Origin of the sequence: Microbacterium kyungheense (assembly GCF_006783905.1) — a bacterium.
In the GTDB taxonomy this organism is placed as follows: Bacteria; Actinomycetota; Actinomycetes; order Actinomycetales; family Microbacteriaceae; genus Microbacterium; species Microbacterium kyungheense.
This window is the reverse complement of sequence record NZ_VFPE01000001.1, coordinates 717,599-741,905: the sequence shown is the minus strand read 5'-3', so window position 1 is coordinate 741,905 and position 24,307 is coordinate 717,599. Positions and strand designations below refer to the sequence as shown.

Here is a 24,307-nt window from a genome sequence, read left to right as displayed (position 1 = left end):
GGTCTCGCAGGGGACCGGGGTCGCGGGCGCTGCCCGCGACCCCGGCAGGTCAAGAAGGGTCTCAGCCGTTGATGATGGCGTCGATCTTCTCGTCGTACTCCTTGGCCAGCGCCTCGATGTCGCCACCGGCGGCCACCTTGCCGAAGAACTCCTCGAGGATCTTCTGACCCTCGACGGCGGCCCAGCCCGGCGCGGCCGGGGTGAGCTTCGAGTTCAGCGCCGACTCGATGAGAGCCGAGGCGAAGATGTCGTCACCCAGCGAGTCGACGAACTGCGTGTTCGCCGGGCCGAGGCCGTTCTTGCCGAGCATCTGCTGGTACTCGTCCGAGAAGATGATGCGCAGCAGCTCCTTGGCGCCGGCCTGGTTCTTGCTCTTGGCCGAGATGCCGATGTTCGAGCCGCCGGCGAAGACCGGAGCGGCCTCGCCCGCGGTGGTGCCGGGCAGCGGGAAGACGCCGAACGTGTCGTCGTTCCATTCGCGGACCTCGGTCACCTTGCCGTCGTCGCCGGTCTTCTCCTCGACGAAGTCACCGATCGACCAGTGCGCCCAGCCGGGTGCGATGATCGTGGCGGCGGTCGGCGGGTTGCCGTTCTTGTCGTTGTTGATGTTGACCCACGGGGTGCTGTCGTCCTCGGTGGCCGGAGCGTTCGAGGCGTTCTGGAACAGGTCCTGGAACTGCTCGAGGCCCGTGATCGTCTTGGCGTCGCTGAGGGTCGAGACCCACTTGTCGCCGTCCTTCTTGGCCAGATCGCCGCCGTTCGCGAAGATCCACGAGACGCCGTTGCGCCAGTCCTCGCCGCCGATGTAGAAGCCCGACTGGCTGTCGGTGCGGAGCGTCTTGACGTCCTCGTTGAACTCCTCGAGCGTCTTGGGCACCTCGAGGCCCGCGGCGTCCCAGATGTCCTTGCGGTACGTGATGTAGCGCGAGCCGAAGTAGTACGGCAGCGCGTACTGCTTGCCGTCGACCGTGCCCACGTCCACGAACGACTGCAGCAGGTCGTCGCCGCCGAGCTCGTCGTAGATGCCGCTCAGGTCGCTGAACGAGCCCGCCGTCGTGAAGGTCGGCGACCAGGTGTTGCCGATCTCGGTGACGTCGGGGGTGTTGTTGGCGTCGGGGAGCTGGTTCGCGAGCTTGGTGACCGCGTCGGTCCAGTCCTGCTGCTCGATGGTCAGCGTGCCGCCGGTGGCCGCCTTGTACTCGTCCTTCAGGTACTGGCGCAGCTCGTCCGGGGTGTCGCCACCCATGACCCAGAACGTGATGTTCTGGCCCTTGGCGCCTTCGGGGTCGAACCCGGAAGCGTCGTCGGCCGAACCGCCGCCCGCGTTGCCGCTGCCGGCGCAGCCGGCGAGCACCAGTGCCGAGGCGCCGATGAGCGCCACGGCTCCAAGCGTCTTCTTCATGGTGTGTTCCTTCATGTTCTCTTGGTGTTCGGGTGGGCCGGGTGGCCCATCCAGGGGGATCCGGCGGTTCGGGGGGAAGCCGCCGGAGTGATTGCGGTGTCTAGGCCGAGGTCTAGGACACCCCCAGTTGTCCGGACAGGACCATGACGGCCGCGCCGCGCAGGACGATGTCCTGGCCTTGCTCCGTCATCCGCACCCGCACGCCTTCGTCGTCGTGTGACGGCGCGAGCGTGCGCGCGCGGAGGGCTTCGACGGCCTGATCCGCAAGGGGACCGCCGAGAAGATCAGCAGGGCCTGAGAGTACGATCTCCGAGACATCGAGGGTGCCGACCACGGGTGCGAGGGCGATGCCCAGCCGCTCCCCCGCGTCGCGCAGGATGCCCTCGTGGGCGTCGGGATCGGATGCCTCGGCCAGGCGTGAGGTGAGCGAGGGCACGGACAGCCAGGCCTCGAGGCATCCCACCTTCCCGCAGGCGCACTGGGGGCCGCCGTCGGTGCCGACGGTGACGTGGCCGATCTCACCCGCGGCGAAGCGGCTGCCGCGCATCGGCTGGCCCGCCAGCAGCAGGCCCGAGCCCACGCCTCGCCCGACCTTGACGAGCAGCACGTCGTCGGGCGCACCGCCGAACGTGTACTCGGCGAGGACGGCGGCGTTGGCATCGTTGGCGACGAGCACGGGGAGCCCGAGAGCGCTCCGCAGCGCGCCCTCGAGGTCGAATCCTGCCCAGCCGAAGTTGGGGGCCGTGAGGATGACGCCGCGGTCGTCGATCACACCGGGCGTGCCGACGCCCACGCCGAGGACCGGCGCGTGCGCTTCCGCGACGAGGGCGCGCGCGAGCTCGATCACCGTCGAGACGACGTCCGCGTCCGCGGGGAGCGGCACTTCGCGGCGCGCCACGATGCTGCCGTCGAGCGTGAGCACGGCGCCGATGAACGTGTCGCTGCCCGACAGGTCGAGCCCGACGATCCGGTGGCCCGCGTGATCGAGGTCGACGAGGATGGCCGGCTTCCCAGGACCGGATGCCTCGCGCACGCCGATCTCGGCGACGAACCCGTCGGCGATCAGCTCGGCGACGAGATCCGAGATCGTGACGCGCGTCAGACCCGTCTCTCGCGACAGATCGGCGCGACTCATCGCCCCCTGGTGGAACAGCGTCTGCAGCACGAGCGAGCGGTTGTGGCCGCGGGCGTGCTCGGGCAGGACCTTGGCCCCCTGTCGCAGGGTGCGACCGGGGGCGAATGCGCGGGCATTCGCGGTGGGACTCTGCGGCGTGTCGATAATGGAAGAGCCGCGTCGCGCTTCCGAAGTTGGCATGTTTGTTAGTAGACCTTACGAACAAACTTTTCGCAAGTCCTCCGACCGTTTTGGCCGGATGCTTTACAAAACTGTGATGCGCGGTCCGGTGCCGCACCGCCGCAGGCTCCCGGCTTTCACGGCGTGACCGGCGATTCGTGCGTGATCAGGACGTGACCCACGCGCGCGCGGGCGTCGCTTACCATTGTCGGAAGCGTGGATCACATTCGGGGGGTGAAGGCGTGACGGATCTGGCGACTCAGCCGCAAGCCGACAAGGCGTCCGCAGGCGACGACGTCGAGGTCGAAGAGACGGTCGACGACGCGACGGACGCGGAGCTCGAGGGCTCCCCCGCCGACCGCGAGGCCGACGACTCCGCCGACGACTCTGCCGACGACGAGGCGGATGACGCCTCCGACGAGTCCGAGCCGGTCGAGGATTCCGAGGACACCGGAGAGACCGAGGCCGAGGACGCGGCGGAACCCGCCGACGACAGTGAGCCGGCGGTCGCAGACACCACCGAGGACGGCGAGGCTGCCGTCGAGGACGCCTCCGAGCCTGCCGTCGAGGACGCCTCCGAGCCTGCCGCCGAGGACGCCGTCGAGCCTGCCGACGAGATGGATGCGGCTCCGGACGGCGAAGCGTCCGATGAAGCCGTCGACACAGACGACGCGGTCGAGGCACACGCCGCTGACGAGGCGGTCGTGACCGCCGACACCGTCGAGCCCGAAGACACCGTCGAGCCCGAAGACACCGTCGAACCCGCCGACGCCGCGACCGTCGCTGTCGTGACAGCCGTCCTGGCCCCCACGACGGACGCTCCAGACGCTCCCGACACCGCCGACGCGACCACCGTCCTCCCCGCCGCACCCGCGACGGCCGATGCCGCTGCGGCGCCGCCTGCCGGCACCGACGGCGCCGTCTACGCGTGGGCAGAGCCGAAGCCGAAGAAGAAGCGCACCGGACTGTGGCTGAGCATCGGCGCGGGTGTCGCCGCCGTCGGCCTCGTCGTGACGTCGCTGCTGCTGATCGCCCCCGGCACGACGGTCGCCGGTGTGCCGGTCGGCTGGATGACGCCCGGGGCGGCCGCCGACGCGATCGAACGGCAGCTCGCGGGTACCACGGTGGTCCTCACCGGCGACGGCGGCGACGCCGAAGTGACCGGTGCCGAGCTGGGCGCCTCGGTCGACGCGAAGGCTCTCGCCGACGCAGCCTTCGCAGAGCACCCCATGTGGAACCCGACGGCATGGTTCGCCGAGACCGGTGCCGAGATCGAGCTCGACCCGACCACCGCGATCGCCGCGCTGCGCGAAGCGGCCCCCGAGCTCTTCACCGAACCCGTCGACGCGACCATCGCCTACGACGGCGCGTCGACCGCCTACGTCGCGGCGCCCGCCGTCCCCGGCACCGGGGTCGACGTCGCCACGGTGCAGCAGGCACTCCAGGCGGCGTTCGAGGCGGGCAAGACGCGGGTGGAACTCGACCCGGTCATCGCCGAGGTCCCCGCCGCGATCTCCACCGAGACCGCGACCGACACCGCGACCACGCTCAACGGCATGATCTCGAACGTCGGCTTCTACGTCGGCGACGAGCGCACCGTGCCGGTGGACCGCGCGGTGGCGGCATCCTGGCTCACCGTCACCCCGAAGGACGGCGCGTTCACGATCACCGCGGATCCGGCTGCCATCCAGCCGGTCGTGGACACGCTGGCGGCCGCCGTCGACCGCGCACCTGAGAACGCCGTCGAGATCACGGACCGCGCCGGAAAGGTGCTCCAGACGATCGCCGCCGGACAGTCCGGTCGTCAGCTCGGCGCCACGGCGGGGATCGCTGCCGCGTTCGCCGCACAGCTGGGCACGGGCGACCCCGTCTACAAGCTGCCCGTCGACGAGGTGCCGGTCAGCACGACCACGCTGGCCCGCAACATCGTCGTCGATCTCAGCGACCAGGCCGCGTACTTCTACGAGAACGGCGTCGTCGTCAGTTCGACGCGCATGTCGTCCGGCCTCCCCGGCCACGACACGCACACCGGCAGCTATCGCATCACGGCCAAGCTGCGCTCACAGAACATGGGCAACCCCGACCTCACGAAGGCGCCGTACTACTACACGAAGAACGTCCCGTGGGTCATGTACTTCAACGGCGACCAGGCGCTGCACGGTGCGTACTGGCACAACAACTTCGGCAACCGGATGAGCCACGGCTGCGTCAATCTGCCCGTCGGCGTCGCCGAGTTCCTGTACCAGTGGGCGCCCATGGGCACCGAGGTCACCGTCCAGAACTGACATCACAGACAAGAGAAGAGTGGATGCCTCGCGTCGAGGCATCCACTCTTCTCGTCGTTCTGCAACCGCGCCCTTGGTCGCTCAGCTCTGCGGAGCGACCAAGCCGTCGATCACCGCGTTGAACGTGGCGGACGGGCGCATGACGCCAGACACGAGCTCGGCGTCGGGGCGGTAGTAGCCGCCGATCTCGACCGGTGACCCCTGGACGGCGACGAGCTCGTCCACGATCTGCTCCTCGTTCGCGGCGAGGGTCTCAGCGACCGGCGCGAAGGCCGCCGCCAACGCGGCGTCGTCCGTCTGCTTCGCGAGCTCCTGCGCCCAGTAGAGGGCCAGGTAGAAGTGGCTGCCGCGGTTGTCGATCGTGCCGAGCGCGCGGCCGGGCGACTTGTCGTTCTCGAGGAACGTGCCGGTGGCCGCATCCAGGGTGTCGGCGAGGATCTTGGCCTTGGCGTTGCCCGTGAAGTCCGCGTAGTGCTCGAACGAGGCCGCGAGTGCGAAGAACTCGCCCAGCGAGTCCCAGCGCAGGTAGTCCTCGGCCAGGAGCTGCTGAACGTGCTTCGGAGCCGAGCCGCCGGCGCCCGTCTCGAACAGCCCGCCACCCGCGAGGAGGGGGACGATCGAGAGCATCTTGGCGCTCGTGCCGACCTCGAGGATGGGGAACAGGTCGGTGAGGTAGTCGCGCAGCACGTTGCCGGTGACCGAGATGGTGTCCTCGCCCTTGCGCAGACGGTCCAGGGAGTACTGGGTCGCCGCTGCCGGAGCGAGGATCTCGATCGTGAGCCCCTCGGTGTCGTGCTCGGCCAGGTACGTCTTGACCTTCGCGATGAGCGCCGCGTCGTGCGAGCGGCTCTCGTCGAGCCAGAACACGGCCGGAGCGCCGGTGGCGCGGGCGCGCGTGACGGCCAGCTTCACCCAGTCGCGGACCGCGACGTCCTTGGTCTGCGTCGCGCGCCACACGTCGCCCGGCTGCACGGCGTGCTCGATCAGCACGTCGCCGGCCTGGTTGATGACCTGGACGGTGCCTGCCGCGGCGATCTCGAACGTCTTGTCGTGGCTGCCGTACTCTTCGGCCGCCTGGGCCATGAGGCCGACGTTCGGGACGGTGCCGATCGTGGCGGGGTCGAGCGGACCGTGCGCGATCACGTCGTCGATCACGGTCTGGTAGACGCCCGCGTACGACGAGTCGGGGATGACGGCCAGCGTGTCGTCCTCGCCGCCGTCGGCGCCCCACAGCTTGCCGCCGTTGCGGATGAGGGCCGGCATCGAGGCGTCGACGATGACGTCGGACGGCACGTGCAGGTTGGTGATGCCCTTGTCGGAGTTGACGTACGACAGGCGGGGCGAGTCGGTGGCCGCGGCGATCGCGGCGGCGATCCGGTCGCCGCCGTCGACGCTCGCGAGACCGGCGAGGATCGCACCCAGGCCGTCGTTGGGGGTGAGGCCCGCCTCGGCGATCTTGTCGCCGTAGGTGTCGAACACGTCGGCGTAGTACGCCTTCACGACGTGCCCGAAGATGATCGGGTCGCTGACCTTCATCATCGTGGCCTTGAGGTGCACGGAGTAGAGGAGGTCCTCGGCCTTCGCCGTCGCGAGGGTCTCTGCCAGGAAGGCGTCCAGGGCGGCGGCCGACAGGAACGTCGCGTCGACGATCTCGCCCGGGAGCACCTTGAGGCCGGTCTTGAGGGCCGTCACGGTGCCGTCGGCGCCGACGTGCTGGATGGTGAGCACATCGTCCGAGGCGATGACGGTCGACTTCTCGTTCGACTTGAAGTCGTCGTGGCCGAGAGTCGCGACACGGGTCTTCGAACCCTCGGCGAACGCCTTGTTGCGGTGCGGGTGCTTGCGCGCGTAGCTCTTCACCGACAGCGGCGCGCGGCGGTCGCTGTTGCCCTCGCGCAGCACCGGGTTGACGGCGGAGCCCTTGATGCGGTCGTAACGCGCGCGCACGTCCTTCTGCTCGAGGGTCTCAGCCTCGTCCGGGTAGTCCGGGATGTCGTAGCCCTGCGACTGCAGCTCCGCGATCGCGGCCTTCAGCTGCGGAATCGACGCCGAGATGTTCGGCAGCTTGATGATGTTGGCCTCGGGCAGCGTGGCCAGGCCGCCGAGCTCGGCGAGCGCGTCGCCCACCTGCTGCTCGGGCGTGAGGTTCTGCGGGAAGGCGGCGAGGATGCGGCCGGCCAGCGAGATGTCGCGCGTCTCGATCTCGACCCCGGCCTGGCCGGCGACGGCCTGGACGATCGGGAGGAAAGACGCGGTGGCGAGGGCGGGAGCCTCATCGGTGTAGGTGTAGATGATGGTGGAGTCGGTCACCTGAATGGGTCCTGTCGGTGCATCGGACGGGTCGCGCACAGCCTATCGCAAGCACCTGGGGAGATATCTCGACGTCAAGATATCTCGGCGCGTGAACATTGTGTTTCCGGATGAAATCCGAAGTGCCGGATGCCGCCATCCGGGCTAGCCTGGGGCGCATGGGTGATCTGCGACTCGTGGAACTGTCCGCCTCGACCATCGTGGCGGTCAACAATATGTCGCTCAAGCCCGGCCAGGAGGAGTTCCTGTCGCCGGTCAGCTACGGCATCGCGGCAACGGTCGTGAACCCCCAGACCACGTGGCAGCGCGTCGTCCTCGACGGCGAGCAGGTGGTCGCCTTCATCAGCGGCAACTTCGATCTCGAAGACCCGCAGGAGCACTTCCGCTCGGTGCTGTGGCGCATCAACGTCGACGCCGACGACCAAGGCAAGGGCATCGGCCGGTTCGCCGTGGAGGGCCTCATCGAAGAGGCGCGCAACCGCGGGATGGACCACGTCAACGTCATCTACGAGGCGGGCGAAGGCGGTCCGCAGGCATTCTTCGAGCGTGTGGGCTTCACTCCGGTCGGTGAGACCGAGTACGGTGAAGTCATCGCCGAGATCAGGCTCTGATCCGGCGGACCCGCGTCCGACCTGGGGAACGGACGATCAGCGCCAAGCCGGCGCTCCTGAGACCGGCGGCGGGGCCTCGAATACCCCTCCCCCATCGAGGCCTCGTCGCCTTCTCACGAAGCGCTTTCGAAGCGCTTCCGCGCACGCGCTAGGGTAGGCGCGTGCCGAGATTCGACCTTTCCCCCGCGGAGCTCGAGGCCTACGCGCCCGACGTCCGCGAACCCTCCGATTTCGACGACTTCTGGGCGACGACGCTCACCGAGTCGCGTCGATGGGATGCCGCACCCGACGTCGTGCGCGCCGACACCCCGTTCACCGCGCTCGACGTGTTCGACGTGACGTTCCCCGGGTTCCAGGGCGATCCCGTGAAGGCATGGCTGACGCTGCCCGCCGGCACGGAGGGCCCCCTTCCAGCCGTGGTCGAGTACCAGGGATACGGCGGCGGGCGCGGCCTCGCCGGCGAGCGCCTCGGCTGGGCGGCATCCGGCTACGCGCACCTGCTCATGGACACGCGCGGTCAGGGGTCGATGTGGGGATCCGGCGGCGACACCCCCGACCCGCACGGCACGGGCCCCTCGTCGTCCGGCTTCATGACGCGCGGGATCGAGCACCCGGCCGATTACTACTACCGCCGCGTGTTCACCGACGCGGTGCGCGCGATCGACGCGGTGCGGACGCTCCGCCAGGTAGACGCAAACCGGGTCGCGGTGTGCGGGGCGAGCCAGGGCGGCGGCATCGCGATCGCCGCCGCGGGCCTGTCGGACGGGCTCGTCGCCGTCATGCCCGATGTGCCGTTCCTCTGCCACTTCGAGCGGGCCGTCGGCCTGACGGGCGACGACCCCTACCAGGAGGTCGTGCGCTACCTGTCGGTGCACCGCGGGCTCGACGACCGCGTGTTCGAGACGCTGTCGTACTTCGACGGCGTGAACATGGCCAAGCGCGCGGATGCCGCCGCCCTGTACTCGGTCGCCCTCATGGACACGATCTGCCCGCCCTCCACGGTGTACGCCGCGTTCAACCGGCAACCCTCCTCGAACAAGCACATCGAGGTGTACACGCACAACGGCCACGAGGGCGGCCAGGCCTTCCAGTTCCCGAAGCAGGCCCGCTTCCTCTCGGCCCTCGTCTGACCCCACCCGAATTCGCGAAAGGACACGTTTCCTCGGCGGAAATGCATCCTTTCGCGGTTTCCGCGAGGGCTACACGGCCTCGACGTGCAGCACGAAGGCCTGCACGGGCCACAGGGTCGGCAGCTGCAGGCCGACGTCGGCGAGCAGGGCGCCGGGCAGGTCGAGCCCGCCGGCGGTGAACCACTCAGGAGCGATCCAGCCGTATCTGGCCGCGCCGATCTCGTCGCGCACGCGGACGCGGTAGCGCCTGTCACGGTCGAGCCCGGGCAGGCGCAGCCGCTCGGCACGGGCATCCTCGAGGCTCGCCACCGTCGCCACCACGAAGACAGCCCCGTCGTCGGCGACATAGCCGGTGACGCGCCACGCGGGGTCGCGCAGCTCCGGGTGCACGACGCGTCCGGTGTGGACGAGCGGACGCAGCTCCTTGTACAGCGCGGCGAACCGGGCGATGGTGCGCGTCTCGTCGTCGTCGCACGACATGATGTCCCACTCGAAGCCCGCCGATCCCATGAGGCTAGTCGCCATCCGGTACGACAGGTCGGTCGTGCGCCCCGACGAGTGGGAGGTCGTGGGGCCCACGTGTGCGCCGACGAGCTCGGGCGGAAGCAGCAGACCGGTCCAGCGCTGGATGTCCTGGCGCTCGACGGGGTCGTTCGAGTCGCTCGCCCATACCCGGTCGGCGACCTCGAGGATCCCGAGATCGGTGCGGGCTCCTCCGCTGGAGCACGACTCGATCTCGAGCGCGGGATGCCGGTGCTTGAGCTCGGCCAACAGTGCGTAGACCGCCGCCATCTGCGCGTGACCCCCGGGGCGGCCGGCGTGCATGCTCTCGACGAGGTCGCGATTGTGGTCCCACTTGATGAAGTCGATGCCGAGTCCGCCTACGAGCGCGTCGATCTGCCCGAGCACGTGCGCGTAGGCATCCGGATTCGCGAGGTCCATGACGTACTGGCCGCGCCACGACAGCCCCGCGTCGTGATCGAGGTGTGCGGGATCGTGCAGCAGCCAGTCGGGGTGGGCGCGGGCGACCTCGGAGTCGAGGCTCACCATCTCGGGCTCGAACCACAGGCCGAACTGCATGCCGAGGTCGTGCACCTGCGCCGCCAGCGGGCCGAGGCCGTCCGGCCAGACGGTGCGGTCGACGATCCAGTCGCCGAGGCTCGTGGTGTCGTCCCGGCGTCCTTGGAACCACCCGTCGTCGAGCACGAAGCGCTCGATCCCCACCTCTGCCGCCCGCTCGGCGAGCGTCGCGAGGCGCGCCGGGTCGTGGTCGAAGTAGACGGCCTCCCACGTGTTCAGCACAAGAGGGCGAGGGGATGCCGGGTGCTGCGGCCGCGCGCGCAGCCAGGTGTGCACGCGGTCGGCGAAGCCGTCCAGTCCGGCGGCGGTGTGCACGAAGGCGGCGCGCGGTGCCGCGTACTCGTCCCCGGGCGCCAGGCGGATCTCGCCGGGCCGCAGCAGCTCCCCCGCACCGATCAGCGTCACGGCGTCGGTGACCCGGTCGACGCGGGTCGTGAGGTCGCTCGACCAGGCCAGATGCACGCCCCACAGCTCACCGGCGCCCCAGCGGGGCACGCCGATCCCCGCGATCGCGGCCACGGGGCTGTCGTGTCCGGGCCGGCCGCGACGAGATTGGCGGACCGTCGCTCCGGCGGGCACCGGGGTGACCACCGGCCGCTTCTCGCGGGTCCATCGCCCGTCGAAGGTGAGCAGCGTGTCGGTCGTCGTCGGCACCGGCATCGAAGCCTCGAGCCAGTCGACGTCGATGGGTGCGGCATCCGCTTCGCCGTCGTGGCGCAGCACGTGGCGCACCCACACGACGCCGCCCGCCTCGATCGCCAGTTCGATCGTCAGCAGCAGTCCGGATGCCTCGTCGCGGGCCCGGAAGACGGCCCGATCGCCGGTGGACTCGACCTCGTCGAGCAGCCACCGAGGGTGGTGCACGATGCCCGCCGCGCGCAGCTGCATGCCGGGACGACCGGTCCAGCCGTCGGCCTCCTGCGGCGAGAGCGACACCTGCCAGGCCGCGTCGAGCGTGCCCGGCGGCGTCTGCCGGCTCACCGCCTGCGCCAGTGCGATGGCATCGGCGTCGGCCAGCGGGCCCGTCGCGGCGCCCCAGTGCAGCACGCAGGGCAGGCCGGACCCGCGTGCGTCGATGACGACGCCGACGCCTTCGCGCTCAAGGTGGACGAAGCCGGAGGTCATGCGGTGGTCCTCTCTGCAGGGGGTCGTTCGCCGGTGCCGCGCTCGACGATCCAGGTGGGCATCTCGAGCTGGCGCGTGAAGCCGGCCGGGTCCTGCATCCGCTCGATGGCGAGGGTGGCCGCCGCCTTGCCGAGCGCGAGCGGGTCGTACGACACGACGGACACGCCCAGCACGTCGGCGGTGTCGAAGTCGTCGAACCCGATGAGCGCGGTGCTGTCATCGTCGCGGTCCCGCAGCACGCGCAAGGCTCCGACGGTGACGCGGTTGTTGCCGGTGATGATCGCCGTCGGGGCGTCGGCCCGGTCGAGCAGGTCGGCGATCAGGCCGTCGGCGGGGCGCGTCAGATCATCGGCGAGGCGTTCCCAGCGGGAGGAATCCGCGATGCCGTAGGCGGCCAGCGCATCGCGATACCCGCGCAGCCGCTCGGCCTGCGTGTAGACCGACGCCGGGTTGCAGATGTAGCCGATGCGGCGGTGCCCGCGTTCGAGCAGCCGCGTGGTCGCCTCGAACACACCGCGGTGGTTCTCGAGCACGATCGAGTCGGCGACGAGATTGCGCGCGGGCCGGTCGATCGCGATGATCGGCGTGCCGAGGTGCCGCTCCCCTTCGAGGTACGACTGATCCTCGGCGACGGGGATCAGCAGCAGCGCGCCGAGGCGCTGGCCGAGCAGCGCGTCGGCGACCCGCTCCTCGCCCTCGGGGGTGTCGTCCGTGGTCGCCACGACGAGCGAGAACCCGTGCGCCGAGAGCTCGCGCTCGATGCCGGCGGCGAGCTTGTAGTAGAACGGGTTGTTCAGCTCGCCCATGATGAACCCGATCGTGTCGGTCGGGCCGCCGCGACGCAGATTCCGCGCGAGCGGATTGGGGCGGAATCGCAGCCGCTTGGCCGCTGTGAGCACGCGCTCGACCGTCTCGGGTGCGACCAGATCGCGGTGCGTGAACACGCGCGACACCGTCTTCGAGCTCACCCCGGCGAGCCGGGCCACGTCCTCGAGGGTGGCGCGCTGCTGAACGTTCATGGGTGGCCTCCTTGCCGGGCGGAGTTCACGCTAGCAGGCGTGGTGGCCAAATGTCTACGTAGGACATTGCGCGGACATTGTCTTGGCGGGGGCGTTGTAAATGACAGCTTTTACCCAGGTCAACCCATCTTTTTAGCAGCCGGGTCTGGATCGGACAGGACAAGACAGCGCTGACATCGGGGACTTGCGGAACCGCTTCGAAGCGCTCTACTCTGACGGCGCGACGAACCACGCGACGGTGCGATGATCCGCACCGGCAGTTCAAGGGCGAACCTGACAAGGAGAATCACATGGCGAAGAAGGCAATCGCGTCCCTCGCGGTGCTGGCGACCGCCGCGGTCGCGATGAGCGGCTGCGCGGGCAGCGGCTCCGACGACGCGGGCAACACCATCGACGGCGACATCAAGGGCGACATCAAGGTCATCACGTGGCGGACCGACCTCGTCGAGGACGGCACCTTCGACAAGTACGCCGAGGAGTTCAACAAGAAGTACCCGGACGTCAAGGTCACGTTCGAGGGCATCACGGACTACGCGGGCGAGATGCTCACCCGGATGTCGACGAGCAACTACGGCGACGTGATCGGCATCCCGGCGATCAAGCCGGAGCAGTACGAGCAGTTCCTGGAGCCGCTGGGCAAGACGTCCGATTTCGAGGACACCTACCGGTTCCTCCCGGCCGCGAGCTACGACGGCACCCAGTACGGCATCGCGTGGGGCGGCAACGCCAACGGCGTCGTCTACAACAAGAAGGTCTTCGAAGAGGCCGGCGTCACCGAGCTGCCGACCACCGAGGACGAGTGGCTGGAGGCGCTCCAGAAGGTCAAGGACAACACCGATGCCATCCCGCTGTACACCAACTACAAGGACGGCTGGCCGCTGACGCAGAGCTTCGGCAACCTCGGTGTGGTCACCAAGGACGCGGACGCGCCCATCACCATGGCCGAGGACCCGGCGCCGTGGACGGAGGGCAGCGACGTCTACGCGATCGATTCGCTGCTGTACGACAGCGTCGCCGCCGGCCTCACCGAGGACGACCCGCTGACCACCAACTGGGAGCAGTCGAAGGTCGACCTCGGCACCGGCAAGATCGCCGCGATGACGCTGGGCTCCTGGGCCATCTCGCAGATGCAGGCGGCCGCGGACGACAACGGCGCGTCGGCCGACGACATCGGCTACATGGCGTTCCCCGCGAACGTCGACGGCACGCAGTACGCGGTCATCGGCGGCGACTACAACCTCGCGGTCAGCAAGCACTCCAAGGCGAAGGCCGCTGCGTGGGCCTGGATCCAGTGGGTCGTGGAGGACTCCGGCTACACCGAGGCGCAGGGCATGATCTCGCCGGTCATCGACAAGCCCCTCCCCGACAACCTGAAGGGCTTCGAGGACGCGGGCGTCGAACTCATGGAGATCAACCCCGCCCCCGCCGGCAAGGAGGGCCTCATCAACAACGTCGCGGACGACTCGAAGATCGACCTGTACGGCCCGATCTACCGTCAGAAGCTCGTCGACATCGCCCGCGGCGCGGCCGACGGCGACAAGGAGAGCTACTTCGCCGAGCTGAACGAGCGCTGGGGCGCCTCGGTCGAGAAGCTCGAGAACTGACGAAGGGGGCGACAGAGACATGGCCATCGCGACTCCAGGTGCGGCTCCGGCGGATGCCCCTGCCGCCCTCTCCGCCCCGGCCCGGGGCCGGCTCGTCGGGATCACCCGGCGAGCCGGCCGCCGCGGCCGCCGCGGCGGACCCGCCGGCCGCGGCGTACTGAAGCACCTCACCCCGTGGTTCTTCCTCGCCGCCGCCGTGGGCCTGCTGCTGCTGTTCACCTACTGGCCGGCGCTGAACCTGTTCTACTTCAGCGTCACCGACTGGGACGGCATCGACCTGCAGAAGAACTTCGTGGGCCTCGACAACTACGTCGAGGTGTTCACCGACCCGCGCATCTTCTCGGTGTTCTTCGTCAGCCTGTACTACTTCTTCGCGTCGTTCGCGCAGATGGCGATCGCCCTGTACTTCGCGACGATCCTCAGCTTCTCGACGAGGTTCTCGAACCTCTTCCGCGGGATCCTGTTCTTCCCCTACCTCATCAACGGCGTCGCGATCGGCTTCGTCTTCCTCTACCTCTTCCAGCCGGGCGGCACCCTCGACACGGTTCTCGGCTGGTTCGGGATGTCCGACCCGCCGCAGTGGCTGGGCAACCCCGACGTCGTGAACTGGTCGCTCGCGGGCACCTCCGTCTGGCGCTACACGGGCATGAACTTCGTGCTGTTCCTCGGAGCGATCCAGTCGATCCCCCACGAGCTGTACGAGGCCGCCGACCTCGACGGGGCCAGCCGCTGGCAGCAGTTCTGGGCGATCATCTTCCCCGGCATCCGGCGCGTCGTCGGACTGTCGTTCATCCTCGCGATCTCGGGCAGCCTGAGCGTCTTCGAGATCCCGTTCATCATGACCGGCGGCGCCAACGGCTCGGCGACGTTCGTGATCCAGACCCTGCAGACCGCGTTCACCTTCCGGCAGGTGGGACTCGCGTCGGCGATGGCGGTGGTGCTGCTCGTCATCGTGCTCGTCGTCACCTGGATCCAGCGCAAGGTGTTCCCCGACGAGAAGGTCGACCTGACATGACCACGACCGAACCGCTCCGCACGATGCCGCTGCGGACCACGCCGCCCCGACCGGCGCGCGGCCGCACGCCGCTGCAGAGACTGCGCGGGGTGAGCGCGACGACCGCGAAGTACCTCAGCCTCATCATCGCGTCGGTCGTGACGCTGCTGCCGCTGTCGGTGCTGCTGTTCGCGAGCCTCAAGACCGCTCCCGAGTACGCGCAGACGGGACCCTTCGATCCGCCGTCCAACTGGCTGAACTTCGACAACTTCGTCACGGCGTTCACGAGCGGCAAGATGCTCGAGGGCTTCGTCAACACGGCGATCGTCCTCGTGGTCTCACTCGCCGGCACCATCTTCATCGGCACGATGGCCGCGTACGCCCTGGACCGCTTCGCGTTCCGCGGCAAGAAGCTCGTGTTCGGGCTGTTTCTCGTCGCGACGCTCATCCCGAGCGTGACGAGCCAGGTCGCGACGTTCCAGCTGATCAACGGCCTCGGCCTGTACGACACCAAGGCCGCGCTGATCCTGCTCTTCATGGGCACCGACATCATCGCGATCTATCTGTTCATCCAGTTCATGCAGTCGATCCCGGTCTCGCTCGACGAGGCCGCGATGATCGACGGCGCGAACCGCTGGACGATCTACTGGCGGATCATCCTGCCCCTCCTCAAGCCCGCCATCGCGACGGTCGTCATCATCAAGGGCATCGCGGTGTACAACGAGTTCTACGCACCATTCCTCTATCTGCCGTCCGAGGGACTCATCTCCACGTCGCTGTTCCGGTTCAAGGGACCGTTCGGCGCACAGTGGGAAGTCATCTCGGCAGGCACCGTCCTCGTCATCATCCCGACCCTCATCGCCTTCCTGCTGCTGCAGCGCTGGATCTACAAGGGCCTGACCTCTGGAGCCGTCAAGTGACCACTCCCCTCACCTTCCACCCCCTCGACTCCGGCTGGTCGCTGCGCGCATCCGCCGGACCCGCGCCGGAGGGCTTCGGCGCCGATGTCGCGGCGACCGTCCCCGGCTGCGTGCACACCGATCTGCTCGCGGCGGGACGCATCCCCGATCCGTTCCTCGACGACAACGAGTCGGCGCTGGCCTGGATCGGCCTCGTCGACTGGACGTACTCGACGACGTTCGAGTGGACCCGGGATGCCGCCGACCGCACGGACCTCGTCTTCGAGGGTCTCGACACCGTGACGACGATCCGCCTCAACGGTCGCGAGATCGGTGCGACGGCCAACCAGCACCGCTCGTACCGATTCGACGTCCGCGATCTGCTGATCGAGGGCGAGAACGAGCTCGTCGTCGCATTCCGATCGCCGATCAAGTACGCCAACGAGCAGAGCGTCGCCCTGGGAGTGCGGCCGCGCGCGTACGCCCTCCCGAACGACGCCATCCGCAAGTCGGCGTGCAGCTACGGCTGGGACTGGGGCATCGCGACCTACACCAGCGGCATCGTGAAGCCCGTGGGCCTGGAGTCCTGGTCGGTCGCGCGCCTCGCCGAGACGCGCGTGGTCGCGACGCCCTCGGGCGACGGGGGCACCGTCACGGTCGACGTCGCGCTCGAGCGGGCGGGAGCGGATGCCGTCACCCTGACGATCCGCGCCGCCGGGGTCGAGGCATCCACGGTCATCACGTCGGGCGATCGCGCCCGTCTCGCCGTCGACCTCGACGAGGTCGAGCGGTGGTGGCCGGCCGGATACGGCGCGCAGCCGCGGTACGACGTCGAGGTGGAGCTCGCGGCATCCGACGGATCCGTGCTCGACCGCACCACGCGCCGAGTCGGCTTCCGCGACGTCCGGTGGGACATGACCCCGGACGAGGCGGGCACACCGTTCACGCTCGTCGTGAACGATCAGCCGATCTTCGTGAAGGGCGTCAACTGGATCCCCGACGACGCGCTCACGGTGCGCGTCACGCGCGACCGCGTCCGCCGGCGGTTCGGGCAGGCCCTCGATGCCAACCTCAACCTCATCCGTGTCTGGGGCGGCGGGCTGTACGAGTCCGACGACTTCTACGAGCTGGCCGACGAGCTCGGGCTGCTGGTGTGGCAGGACTTCCTGTTCGCGTGCGCCGCCTACGCCGAGGAGGACCCGCTGCGCTCGGAGGTCGAGGCGGAGGCGCGCGAGAACATCACGCGGCTCGCCCATCACGCCTCGCTCGTGCTGCTGACCGGCAACAACGAGAACCTCTGGGGCTACGAGGACTGGGGCTGGAAGCTGCGCCTGGACGGCAAGACCTGGGGCGCGTACTACTACTACGAGCTCTTCCCGTCGCTGGTCGACGAACTCGCGCCGCACGTGCCCTACGCACCCGGAAGCCCCTTCAGCCCCGGCCTCGGCTGGGACGGCCGGCAGCAGACCGGGCCGCACCCCAATGACGAGCAGCACGGCAGCGTGCACCTGTGGGAGCAGTGGAACCGGCTGGACTGGACCACCTACCGCACGCACACGCCGCGGTTCGTGGCCGAGTTCGGCTGGCAGGGCCCGCCCACATGGTCCACCCTCACCCGATCGATCGGCGACGACCCGCTCACCCCGGAGTCGCCCGGCATGATCGTGCACCAGAAGGCCGGCGAGGGGAACGTCAAGCTGACCAACGGGCTGCTGCCGCACTTCCGCCTGCCGGAGGCCATGGAGGACTGGCACTGGGCGATGCAGCTCAACCAGGCGATCGCCGTGCGCACCGCGCTCGACCACTTCCGCTCCTGGGCTCCGCACACGCAGGGCGCCATCGTGTGGCAGCTCAACGACTGCTGGCCGGTGACCTCGTGGGCGGCGATCGACGGCGACGAGCGGCCGAAGCCCCTGTTCTACGGCCTCAAGAACGCCTTCGCGCCGCGGGTCGTGACGATCCAGCCGCGCGAGGGCGGACTGGCGGCCGTCGTCTCGAACGACACCGCCGCCGCGTGGTCGGGCGAGCTCGTGGTGCGCCGGCTCGGGTTCGACGGCGAGGAGCACGGCCGGTTCGCGACCGCGGTGTCGCTGGAGCCGCGCGAGACGACGACCGTCGCGCTGCCCGCCGACGTCGCCGAGGCCGCGGACGCCGCCGGCGAGCTGATCGTGGCCGCGGTCGACGAGGTGCGCGGTTTCTGGTTCTTCGCGGAGCCGCGGGACTCGTCGCTCGGCGCGGCGGACGTCGAGGTGGCCGCCGAGGCCGCCGAGGGCGGCACGCGCGTCACCGTGACGGCCCGGAGCCTTGTGCGCGATCTGACGCTGCTCGTCGACAAGGTCGACCCGGACGCTGTCGCCTCGGATGCGCTGCTGACGCTGCTCCCCGGCGAGAGCACGACGTTGCTCGTGCGGCACGAGGGGCCGGCGCTGGCGGCATCCACTCTCTCGGATCCGCGGGTGCTGCGCACCGCCAACGAACTGGTCACCCCGTGACCGCGCCGCTCCCCCAGGCGCTCGAGCCCTACGTGGCCGGAATGACCTGGGGGTGGACCGGCGTGCGCGGAACCTGGGCCACCGAGGATGCCGCCGAGTCGATGCGGCTCATGGCAGATCACGGCGTGAACTGGACGGCACTCGCGTACTCGGCGCTGCAGGACACGGCGCAGTCGACCCAGGTCCGGTTCGGTGACGCGCCGACCGTCACCGACGACGAGATCGTGTGGGCGATCCGCGAGGCGAAGGGGCTGGGGCTGAAGGTGTGCCTGAAGCCCGTCGTCAACGTCGCGGACGGCACGTGGCGCGCCCACATCGGGTTCTTCGACCAGGACGTCCCGGGCGAGCCGAACTGGGGCGAGTGGTTCGCGTCGTACCGCGAGTTCATCCTGCATGCGGCGCGGATCGCCGCGGCCGAGGGCTGCGAGATGCTCTGCATCGGATGCGAGATGGTACGCGCCGACGCCCGAGAGGACGAGTGGCGCGCCCTGATCGCCGACGTCCGCGCCGTGTACGACGGCGTGGTGACGTACAACTGCGACAAGTACCAGGAGGACCGCCTCACGTGGTGGGATGCCGTCGACGTCATCACCTCGAGCGGCTACTACCCGATCGATGCGTGGCAGGAGCAGCTCGACCGCATCGAGCGGGTGGTCGAGGCCTCGGGCAAGCCGTTCTTCTTCATGGAGGCGGGATGCCCGTCCCGCGAGGGCTCCCCGGCACGACCGAACGACTGGGCCCTGCCCGGCGGGCCCTCGGGCGCTGAGCAGCTCCGGTACTACGAGACCATGTTCTCGGCGTGCGACGAGCGGTCGTGGATGCTCGGGCTCATGCTGTGGGACTGGCCGGCCCGGTTGTACTCCGCCGCCGACGCCGCCGTGAACAGCGACTACTGCCCCTACGGCAAGCCGGCCGGGGCGTTCCTGCGGGACGCCTACCGGCAGCGGACGGGCGGTGTGCGGTGAGCACCGTCTCGGCCACAATCGACTCAGCGGACAGAAGGGGTGGCAGCCGCATGAGCACAGTTCTCGCGATCGATGCCGGGCAGACCGGGATCAAGGTGCGCGTCGGCGGGCAGGATCTCGTGTTCCCCGGGATCGACACGCACGAGGAGCTGCTGCCGCAGCTGGCCGCCGTGGTCCGTGCAGCCCTTGACCGGACAGGTGCCGAGACGTCCGTCGTGACGGCCGGCGTGTCGGGGCTGACGACGAGGGAGGCGGATGCCGCCGCCCTGCTCGCCCGCATCGATGACCCGCTCGTGAGCGAGGTCACTCTCGCGCACGACTCGACGACCTCTTTCCTCGGGGCACTGGGCGACACCCGCGGCGCGGTCGTCGCCGCCGGCACCGGCGTCGTCACCTTGGCGGTCGGGGCCACCGCCGTCGCGCGCGTCGACGGCTGGGGCTACCTGATGGGCGACGCCGGCAGCGGGTACTGGATCGGGCGCGAGGCGCTCGACGCGGTCATGCGCGAGTTCGACGGCCGCGGACCGGCCACGGCGCTGACCGGCGTCGCGCTGGAGCGCTGGCCGGACCTCACGCAGGCGTACATAGATCTGCAGGGCGACCACGAGCGGGTCCGGGTCGTGGCGTCGTTCGCGGAGCAGGTCGCCCGCCTCGCGGCCGAGGGCGACGCGGTGTCGCAGCACATCACGGTGCGCGCCGGCGGCGAGCTCGCCCACAGCGTCGAGACCGCGCTGCGGCGCGTGCGCACCGACGACGCCGAGCACTTCTCGGTGTGCGCGATCGGCGGCGTGTTCCGCTCGCCGCAGCTGCGCGAGGCGTTCGCCTCGCACATCGCGGCCAGCGAGTTCGACGTGGCACTCGTCGAGCCCCGCGGGCACGGCATCGACGGCGCGGTGGCCCTCGCCGGCCTCGGGCCGCGGCATCCCCTCGCCCCCGCCGTGTGGAGCGCCCGCCGCTGACGCTCCCCGCCGCGCCCGGCGGAAACGACGGATGCCCCGGCCCTGTGTTGTGGACAGGTGGGCCGGGGCATCCGCGGTCAGGGTGCGCTACACGAGGGACTCGCGCCACGCGGCGTGCAGCTGCGCGAACTTGCCCGTGCCGCTGATGAGCGCGGCGGGGGCGTCGTCCTCGATGATGCGGCCGTGCTCCATCACCAGCACGCGGTCGGCGATCGCCACCGTCGACAGGCGGTGGGCGATGATGATCGCGGTGCGGTCGGCCAGCAGCGTCTGCAGGGCGTCCTGGATCTGCCGCTCGGAGGGCATGTCCAGCGAAGCGGTCGCCTCGTCGAGGATCAGCACCGCCGGGTTCGCCAGGAACGCGCGTGCGAACGAGATCAGCTGACGCTGACCTGCCGACACACGGCCGCCGCGCTTGTTCACGTCGGTGTCGTAGCCGTCCGGAAGATCCTCGATGAAGGCATCGGCTCCGACCGCGCGTGCCGCCGCCTTGATCTCGTCGAGCGTCGCGTCGGGCTTGCCCAGCGCGATGTTGTCGGCGACGGTCCCGCTGAACAGGTACGCCTCCTGCGTGACCATGACGATCGCGCGGCGCAGGTCCTTCGGGTGCAGCGAACGCAGGTCCACGCCGTCGAGCGTCACCGCGCCCTTCGTCGGGTCGTAGAACCGCGACACGAGCTTGGCCAGGGTCGACTTGCCGGCACCCGTGGTGCCGACCAGCGCGATCGTCTGCCCCGCAGGGATGTCGAGCGAGAAGTCCGGCAGGATCACCTTGCCGTTGCCGTACCCGAACTGGACCTCGTCGAAGTTCAGATGCCCCTTCGCCTCCCACAGGTCCACCGGCTGCTGGGGGTCGGGAACCGTCGGCTCCTCTTCCAGCACGCCAGAGACCTTCTCCAGCGCGGCCGTGGCCGACTGGTACGAGTTCAGGAACATCGCGACCTCCTCCAGCGGGCTGAAGAAGTTGCGCACGTACAGCACGGCCGACAGCAGGGTTCCGATGAGCAGCGTCCCGTCGACCACGCGGAAGGCTCCCCACAGCAGCACCACCGACATCGTGATGTTGGCGAGGAGGATCAGGCCCGGGTCGAAGATGCCGTACAGCTTCACGAGCTTCAGGTTGACCTGGCGGTAGTCGGCCGACACCTCGCCGAACTCGACGTCGTTGCGCTTCTCTTTGCGGAACGCCTTGACCGCGCGCACGCCGGTCATCGTCTCGACGAACTGCACGATCAGACGCGCGCTCACGACGCGCGACTCGCGGAAGCCCTTCTGCGACTGCAGGTAGAACCAGCGCATCAGCAGCGACAGCGGGATGCCCATGACGAGGATCACGAAGCCGCTCTGCGGGTCGATGATGAACAGCGTCACCAGCGTGAACAGGCCGAACAGGGCGCCCTGCACGAGCTGGTTGAGGCCGCCGTCCAGCAGCTCGCGGATCGACTCCAGGTCGCTCGTCTGGCGCGAGATGATGCGACCCGACGTGTAGGTCTCGTGGAACTCGAGGCTGAGGCGCTGCGTGTGGCGGAAGATCCGCAGCCGCAGGTCCATCAGCACCGCCTGGGTGAGCTTCGCCGACAGCACGACGAACCAGCCGATGAGGGCCGCGCCCGAGACGCCCGACACGATGTAGATCGCCGTGACGCCGATCGCCGGCATCCAGTCCGCCTCGTTCACCGCGTACGGGAGCGCCACGTTGATGCCGTACCCGATGAGGGCGGGGCCCAGCACGCGCAGGCCCGTCGAGGCGATGATCACCACGGCGGTGAGCACCACGAGCGGCCGCTTCGGCTTCAGCAGCGACCCGAGCAGGCGCAGCGAACGCTGACGGATCGCGCGGCTCTCGGCCTTGGTGTAGTCGTTGCGGTCCTCGCCCTGGGTTCCGGTGACGGTGCTCACAGGTTCACCTCCACTTCTTCTGTCGTGACGCGTTCTCGTGCATCGGTCCGGGCGCGGGCGTCTTCGGCGGCGCGCTCGGCCGCACGCTCCTGCTCCTGTTCGGCGACCGCCTGCTCGGCGGCCTGCTCGGCGTCCTCCTCCGCCGCGGCGGCCTCGAGGCTCGAGATGACGTGACGGTAGTGCTCGCTGTCGCGCAGCAGGTCGGAGTGCGTCCCCACCGCCGTGATGCGGCCGCCCTCGAGCACCGCGACGCGGTCGGCGAGCGCCACCGTCGACGGACGGTGCGCGACGATCAGCGCGGTCGTGGTGGCCAGCACGCGCCTCAGCGCGGCCTCGACGAGCGCCTCGGTGTCGACGTCGAGCGCCGACAGCGGGTCGTCGAGCACGAGCACGGCGGGCTTGGCGGCCACCGCGCGCGCGAGGGCGAGGCGCTGACGCTGCCCGCCCGAGAGCGACAGCCCCTCTTCGCCGACCGTGGTGTCGACGCCGTCCGGCAGCTCGTACGCGAAGTGCGCCTGCGCGATCTGGAGCGCCTCGTCGAGGACCGCCTGCGCCTCGGGGCTGTGCAGATCGAGATCGTCACGGCCGAGCAGCACGTTCTCTCGCACGGACGCCGAGAACAGCGTCGCATCCTCGAAGGCCATCGAGATGTGCGTCCGCAGCTCTTCGAGCTGCAGGTCGCGCACGTCGACGCCGTCGAGCTCGACCGTACCGCCGGTGACGTCGTAGAGGCGTCCGGGCAGCGTGGTGAGCGTCGTCTTGCCCGAGCCGGTCAGGCCCACGAGGGCCATCGTCTCGCCCGGCCGCAGCACGAGGTCGACGCCGTCGAGCAGGTCGCGCTCCGAGGCGGCGGCATCCTGGTACCGGAAGTGCACGCCGCGGAACGCGAGCTCGCCCTTCGGGTCGCGGATCGTCTTCGGCGCGGCCGGGTCGACGATCGTGTTCTCTTCATCGAGCACCTCGAACACGCGGTCGGTCGCGGTGCGGGCGTCGACGAGGAACGAGAACAGGAAGCCGAGCGACTCCAGCGGCCAGCGCATCGCGGTGGCCATCGCGAAGAACGCGAACAGCTCGCCCACGGTCAGCTGGTTCTCGCTGGTGAGCCAGATGCCCAGCAGCAGGCACAGCGCGAAGGCGATCATCGGGATCACCTCGAGCCAGAACCACAGCACGCCGACCTCGCGCGCCTTGCGCAGCTCGGTGCCACGCAGGGTCTCGACCTGGCGCTGGAACTTCTGCAGAGCGTGCTTGCCGCGGCCGAAGGCCTTGAGCACGCGGATGCCGTGCACGCTCTCTTCGACCGAGGTCGCGAGGTCGCCGGCCTGGTCCTGGCTCTGGCGCGCGAGGACGCCGTAGTTGCGCTCGAAGCGGTAGCCGAAGAACCACAGCGGGATCGACACGACGAGGAACGTCACGCCGAGCGACCAGTGCCAGCGGAACAGCAGGACGGACCCGACCAGGATCGTCAGCACGTTGACGATCAGCAGGATCAGACCGAAGACCAGCCACCGGCGGATGAGGTTGATGTCCTGCATCATGCGGCTGAGCAGCTGGCCCGACTGCCACTTGTCGTGGAAGGCGACGGGCAGCCGCTGCAGGCGGCGGTAGAACTGCTGCCGGATCTCGTACTCGACGGCGGTGCCGGGAGTGAGCACGAAGGCGCGACGCAGGAAGATGAACAGCGCTTCGAGCGTGCCCAGCACGAGCACGCCGACGGACGCCCACACGATGACGGTGAGGTTGCCCGACTGGATCGGGCCGTCGACGACGGCCTGCAGCACGAGCGGGATGATGAGGGTCATCACCGCGGCGCCGAGCGCGGCGAAGAATCCGCCGATCATCCGCGGCAGTGCGGGTCTGACGAACGGGTAGAGACGGGCGAGTGCCCGCGGGGTGGAGAGTCTCTCAGCGGAAGACGAGGTCATGATCCTTGTGGGGTGGTGGTGCGAAGGTGCGAGCGGATGCCGCGGGAAGGGCGCGCCGAGAACACATCGGTGGGGGCGCTGATGCGTCGTCCTGGAGGGCCAGAACGCGAGGACGGGCGATCGTATGCCGTCTGCTTGTCGCCAAGCAGCGGAGCCGCGGTGGGCGGCCGATCTGCGGAGGTCGGCTCGGGGAGTTACCCGGCGTAGTCGACGCGCGTCGTCCCGGCGATGGCAGGGAGGAAGACAATCGGCTTCGTGGTGACGATGGCCTGAGACATGGCTTCCTCCTCGGATCGTGGGATAAGGGCTGGGTG

The 24,307-nt window shown here is 69.5% G+C and carries 16 protein-coding genes; 9 read left to right on the top strand and 7 right to left on the bottom strand.

The window, feature by feature from the left end:
* Positions 1–61: 61 nt before the first annotated feature.
* Together FB391_RS03205 and FB391_RS03200 are read right to left on the bottom strand one after the other, a co-directional pair.
* On the bottom strand, positions 62–1,402 hold the full coding sequence (locus FB391_RS03205; protein ID WP_246093334.1) for an extracellular solute-binding protein: 1,341 nt from the start codon (positions 1,400–1,402) through the stop codon (positions 62–64).
* Positions 1,403–1,514: 112 nt separating this feature from the next.
* Entirely contained in the window at positions 1,515–2,717 is a 1,203-nt protein-coding gene (locus FB391_RS03200; protein WP_246093333.1) for an ROK family transcriptional regulator, read from the bottom strand.
* A 221-nt stretch (positions 2,718–2,938) separates the two neighbouring features.
* On the opposite strand from FB391_RS03200, the gene FB391_RS03195 reads away from it, so the two are divergent.
* A complete protein-coding gene (locus tag FB391_RS03195) occupies positions 2,939–4,981 on the top strand; it encodes a L,D-transpeptidase family protein (protein WP_141892830.1) in 2,043 nt (680 codons plus the stop codon).
* Positions 4,982–5,062: 81 nt separating this feature from the next.
* On the opposite strand, the gene FB391_RS03190 is transcribed toward FB391_RS03195, so the two are convergent.
* On the bottom strand, positions 5,063–7,291 hold the full coding sequence (locus FB391_RS03190; RefSeq protein WP_141892829.1) for an NADP-dependent isocitrate dehydrogenase: 2,229 nt from the start codon (positions 7,289–7,291) through the stop codon (positions 5,063–5,065).
* Positions 7,292–7,449: 158 nt separating this feature from the next.
* Between FB391_RS03190 and FB391_RS03185 the strand changes: the two genes are divergently transcribed.
* Complete coding sequence (locus FB391_RS03185; RefSeq protein ID WP_141892828.1) at positions 7,450–7,902, top strand: GNAT family N-acetyltransferase; 453 nt, start codon at positions 7,450–7,452, stop codon at positions 7,900–7,902.
* 161 nt (positions 7,903–8,063) lie between these two features.
* Positions 8,064–9,032 (top strand): acetylxylan esterase, encoded by a 969-nt coding sequence (locus tag FB391_RS03180; RefSeq protein WP_141892827.1) that lies wholly within the window; start codon positions 8,064–8,066, stop codon positions 9,030–9,032.
* 69 nt (positions 9,033–9,101) lie between these two features.
* On the opposite strand, the gene FB391_RS03175 is transcribed toward FB391_RS03180, so the two are convergent.
* On the bottom strand, positions 9,102–11,237 hold the full coding sequence (locus FB391_RS03175; protein WP_141892826.1) for an alpha-galactosidase: 2,136 nt from the start codon (positions 11,235–11,237) through the stop codon (positions 9,102–9,104).
* Positions 11,234–12,256 (bottom strand): LacI family DNA-binding transcriptional regulator, encoded by a 1,023-nt coding sequence (locus FB391_RS03170; protein WP_141892825.1) that lies wholly within the window; start codon positions 12,254–12,256, stop codon positions 11,234–11,236. The genes FB391_RS03175 and FB391_RS03170 overlap by 4 nt, the downstream gene beginning before the upstream one ends.
* A 290-nt stretch (positions 12,257–12,546) precedes the next feature.
* Between FB391_RS03170 and FB391_RS03165 the strand changes: the two genes are divergently transcribed.
* From FB391_RS03165 to FB391_RS03140, 6 genes are read left to right on the top strand one after another with little or no spacing between them, the layout of a single operon-like run.
* Positions 12,547–13,860, top strand: a complete 1,314-nt coding sequence (locus FB391_RS03165) for an ABC transporter substrate-binding protein (protein ID WP_141892824.1) — start codon at positions 12,547–12,549, stop codon at positions 13,858–13,860.
* Between the two features lie 19 nt (positions 13,861–13,879).
* A complete protein-coding gene (locus FB391_RS03160) occupies positions 13,880–14,875 on the top strand; it encodes a carbohydrate ABC transporter permease (protein ID WP_141892823.1) in 996 nt (331 codons plus the stop codon).
* Complete coding sequence (locus FB391_RS03155) at positions 14,872–15,774, top strand: carbohydrate ABC transporter permease (RefSeq protein WP_185842914.1); 903 nt, start codon at positions 14,872–14,874, stop codon at positions 15,772–15,774. The genes FB391_RS03160 and FB391_RS03155 overlap by 4 nt, the downstream gene beginning before the upstream one ends.
* Positions 15,771–18,245, top strand: a complete 2,475-nt coding sequence (locus FB391_RS03150) for a glycoside hydrolase family 2 protein (protein WP_141892822.1) — start codon at positions 15,771–15,773, stop codon at positions 18,243–18,245. The genes FB391_RS03155 and FB391_RS03150 overlap by 4 nt, the downstream gene beginning before the upstream one ends.
* Complete coding sequence (locus FB391_RS03145; protein WP_425462930.1) at positions 18,242–19,210, top strand: glycoside hydrolase family 113; 969 nt, start codon at positions 18,242–18,244, stop codon at positions 19,208–19,210. The genes FB391_RS03150 and FB391_RS03145 overlap by 4 nt, the downstream gene beginning before the upstream one ends.
* Positions 19,211–19,260: 50 nt before the next feature.
* On the top strand, positions 19,261–20,169 hold the full coding sequence (locus FB391_RS03140; protein ID WP_141892821.1) for an N-acetylglucosamine kinase: 909 nt from the start codon (positions 19,261–19,263) through the stop codon (positions 20,167–20,169).
* 87 nt (positions 20,170–20,256) lie between these two features.
* Here FB391_RS03140 and FB391_RS03135 read toward each other — a convergent pair whose 3' ends face one another.
* Positions 20,257–22,068, bottom strand: a complete 1,812-nt coding sequence (locus tag FB391_RS03135) for an ABC transporter ATP-binding protein (RefSeq protein ID WP_141892820.1) — start codon at positions 22,066–22,068, stop codon at positions 20,257–20,259.
* Entirely contained in the window at positions 22,065–23,993 is a 1,929-nt protein-coding gene (locus tag FB391_RS03130; protein WP_141892819.1) for an ABC transporter ATP-binding protein, read from the bottom strand. Before FB391_RS03130 ends, FB391_RS03135 begins: the two co-directional genes overlap by 4 nt.
* Positions 23,994–24,307 lie beyond the last annotated feature (314 nt).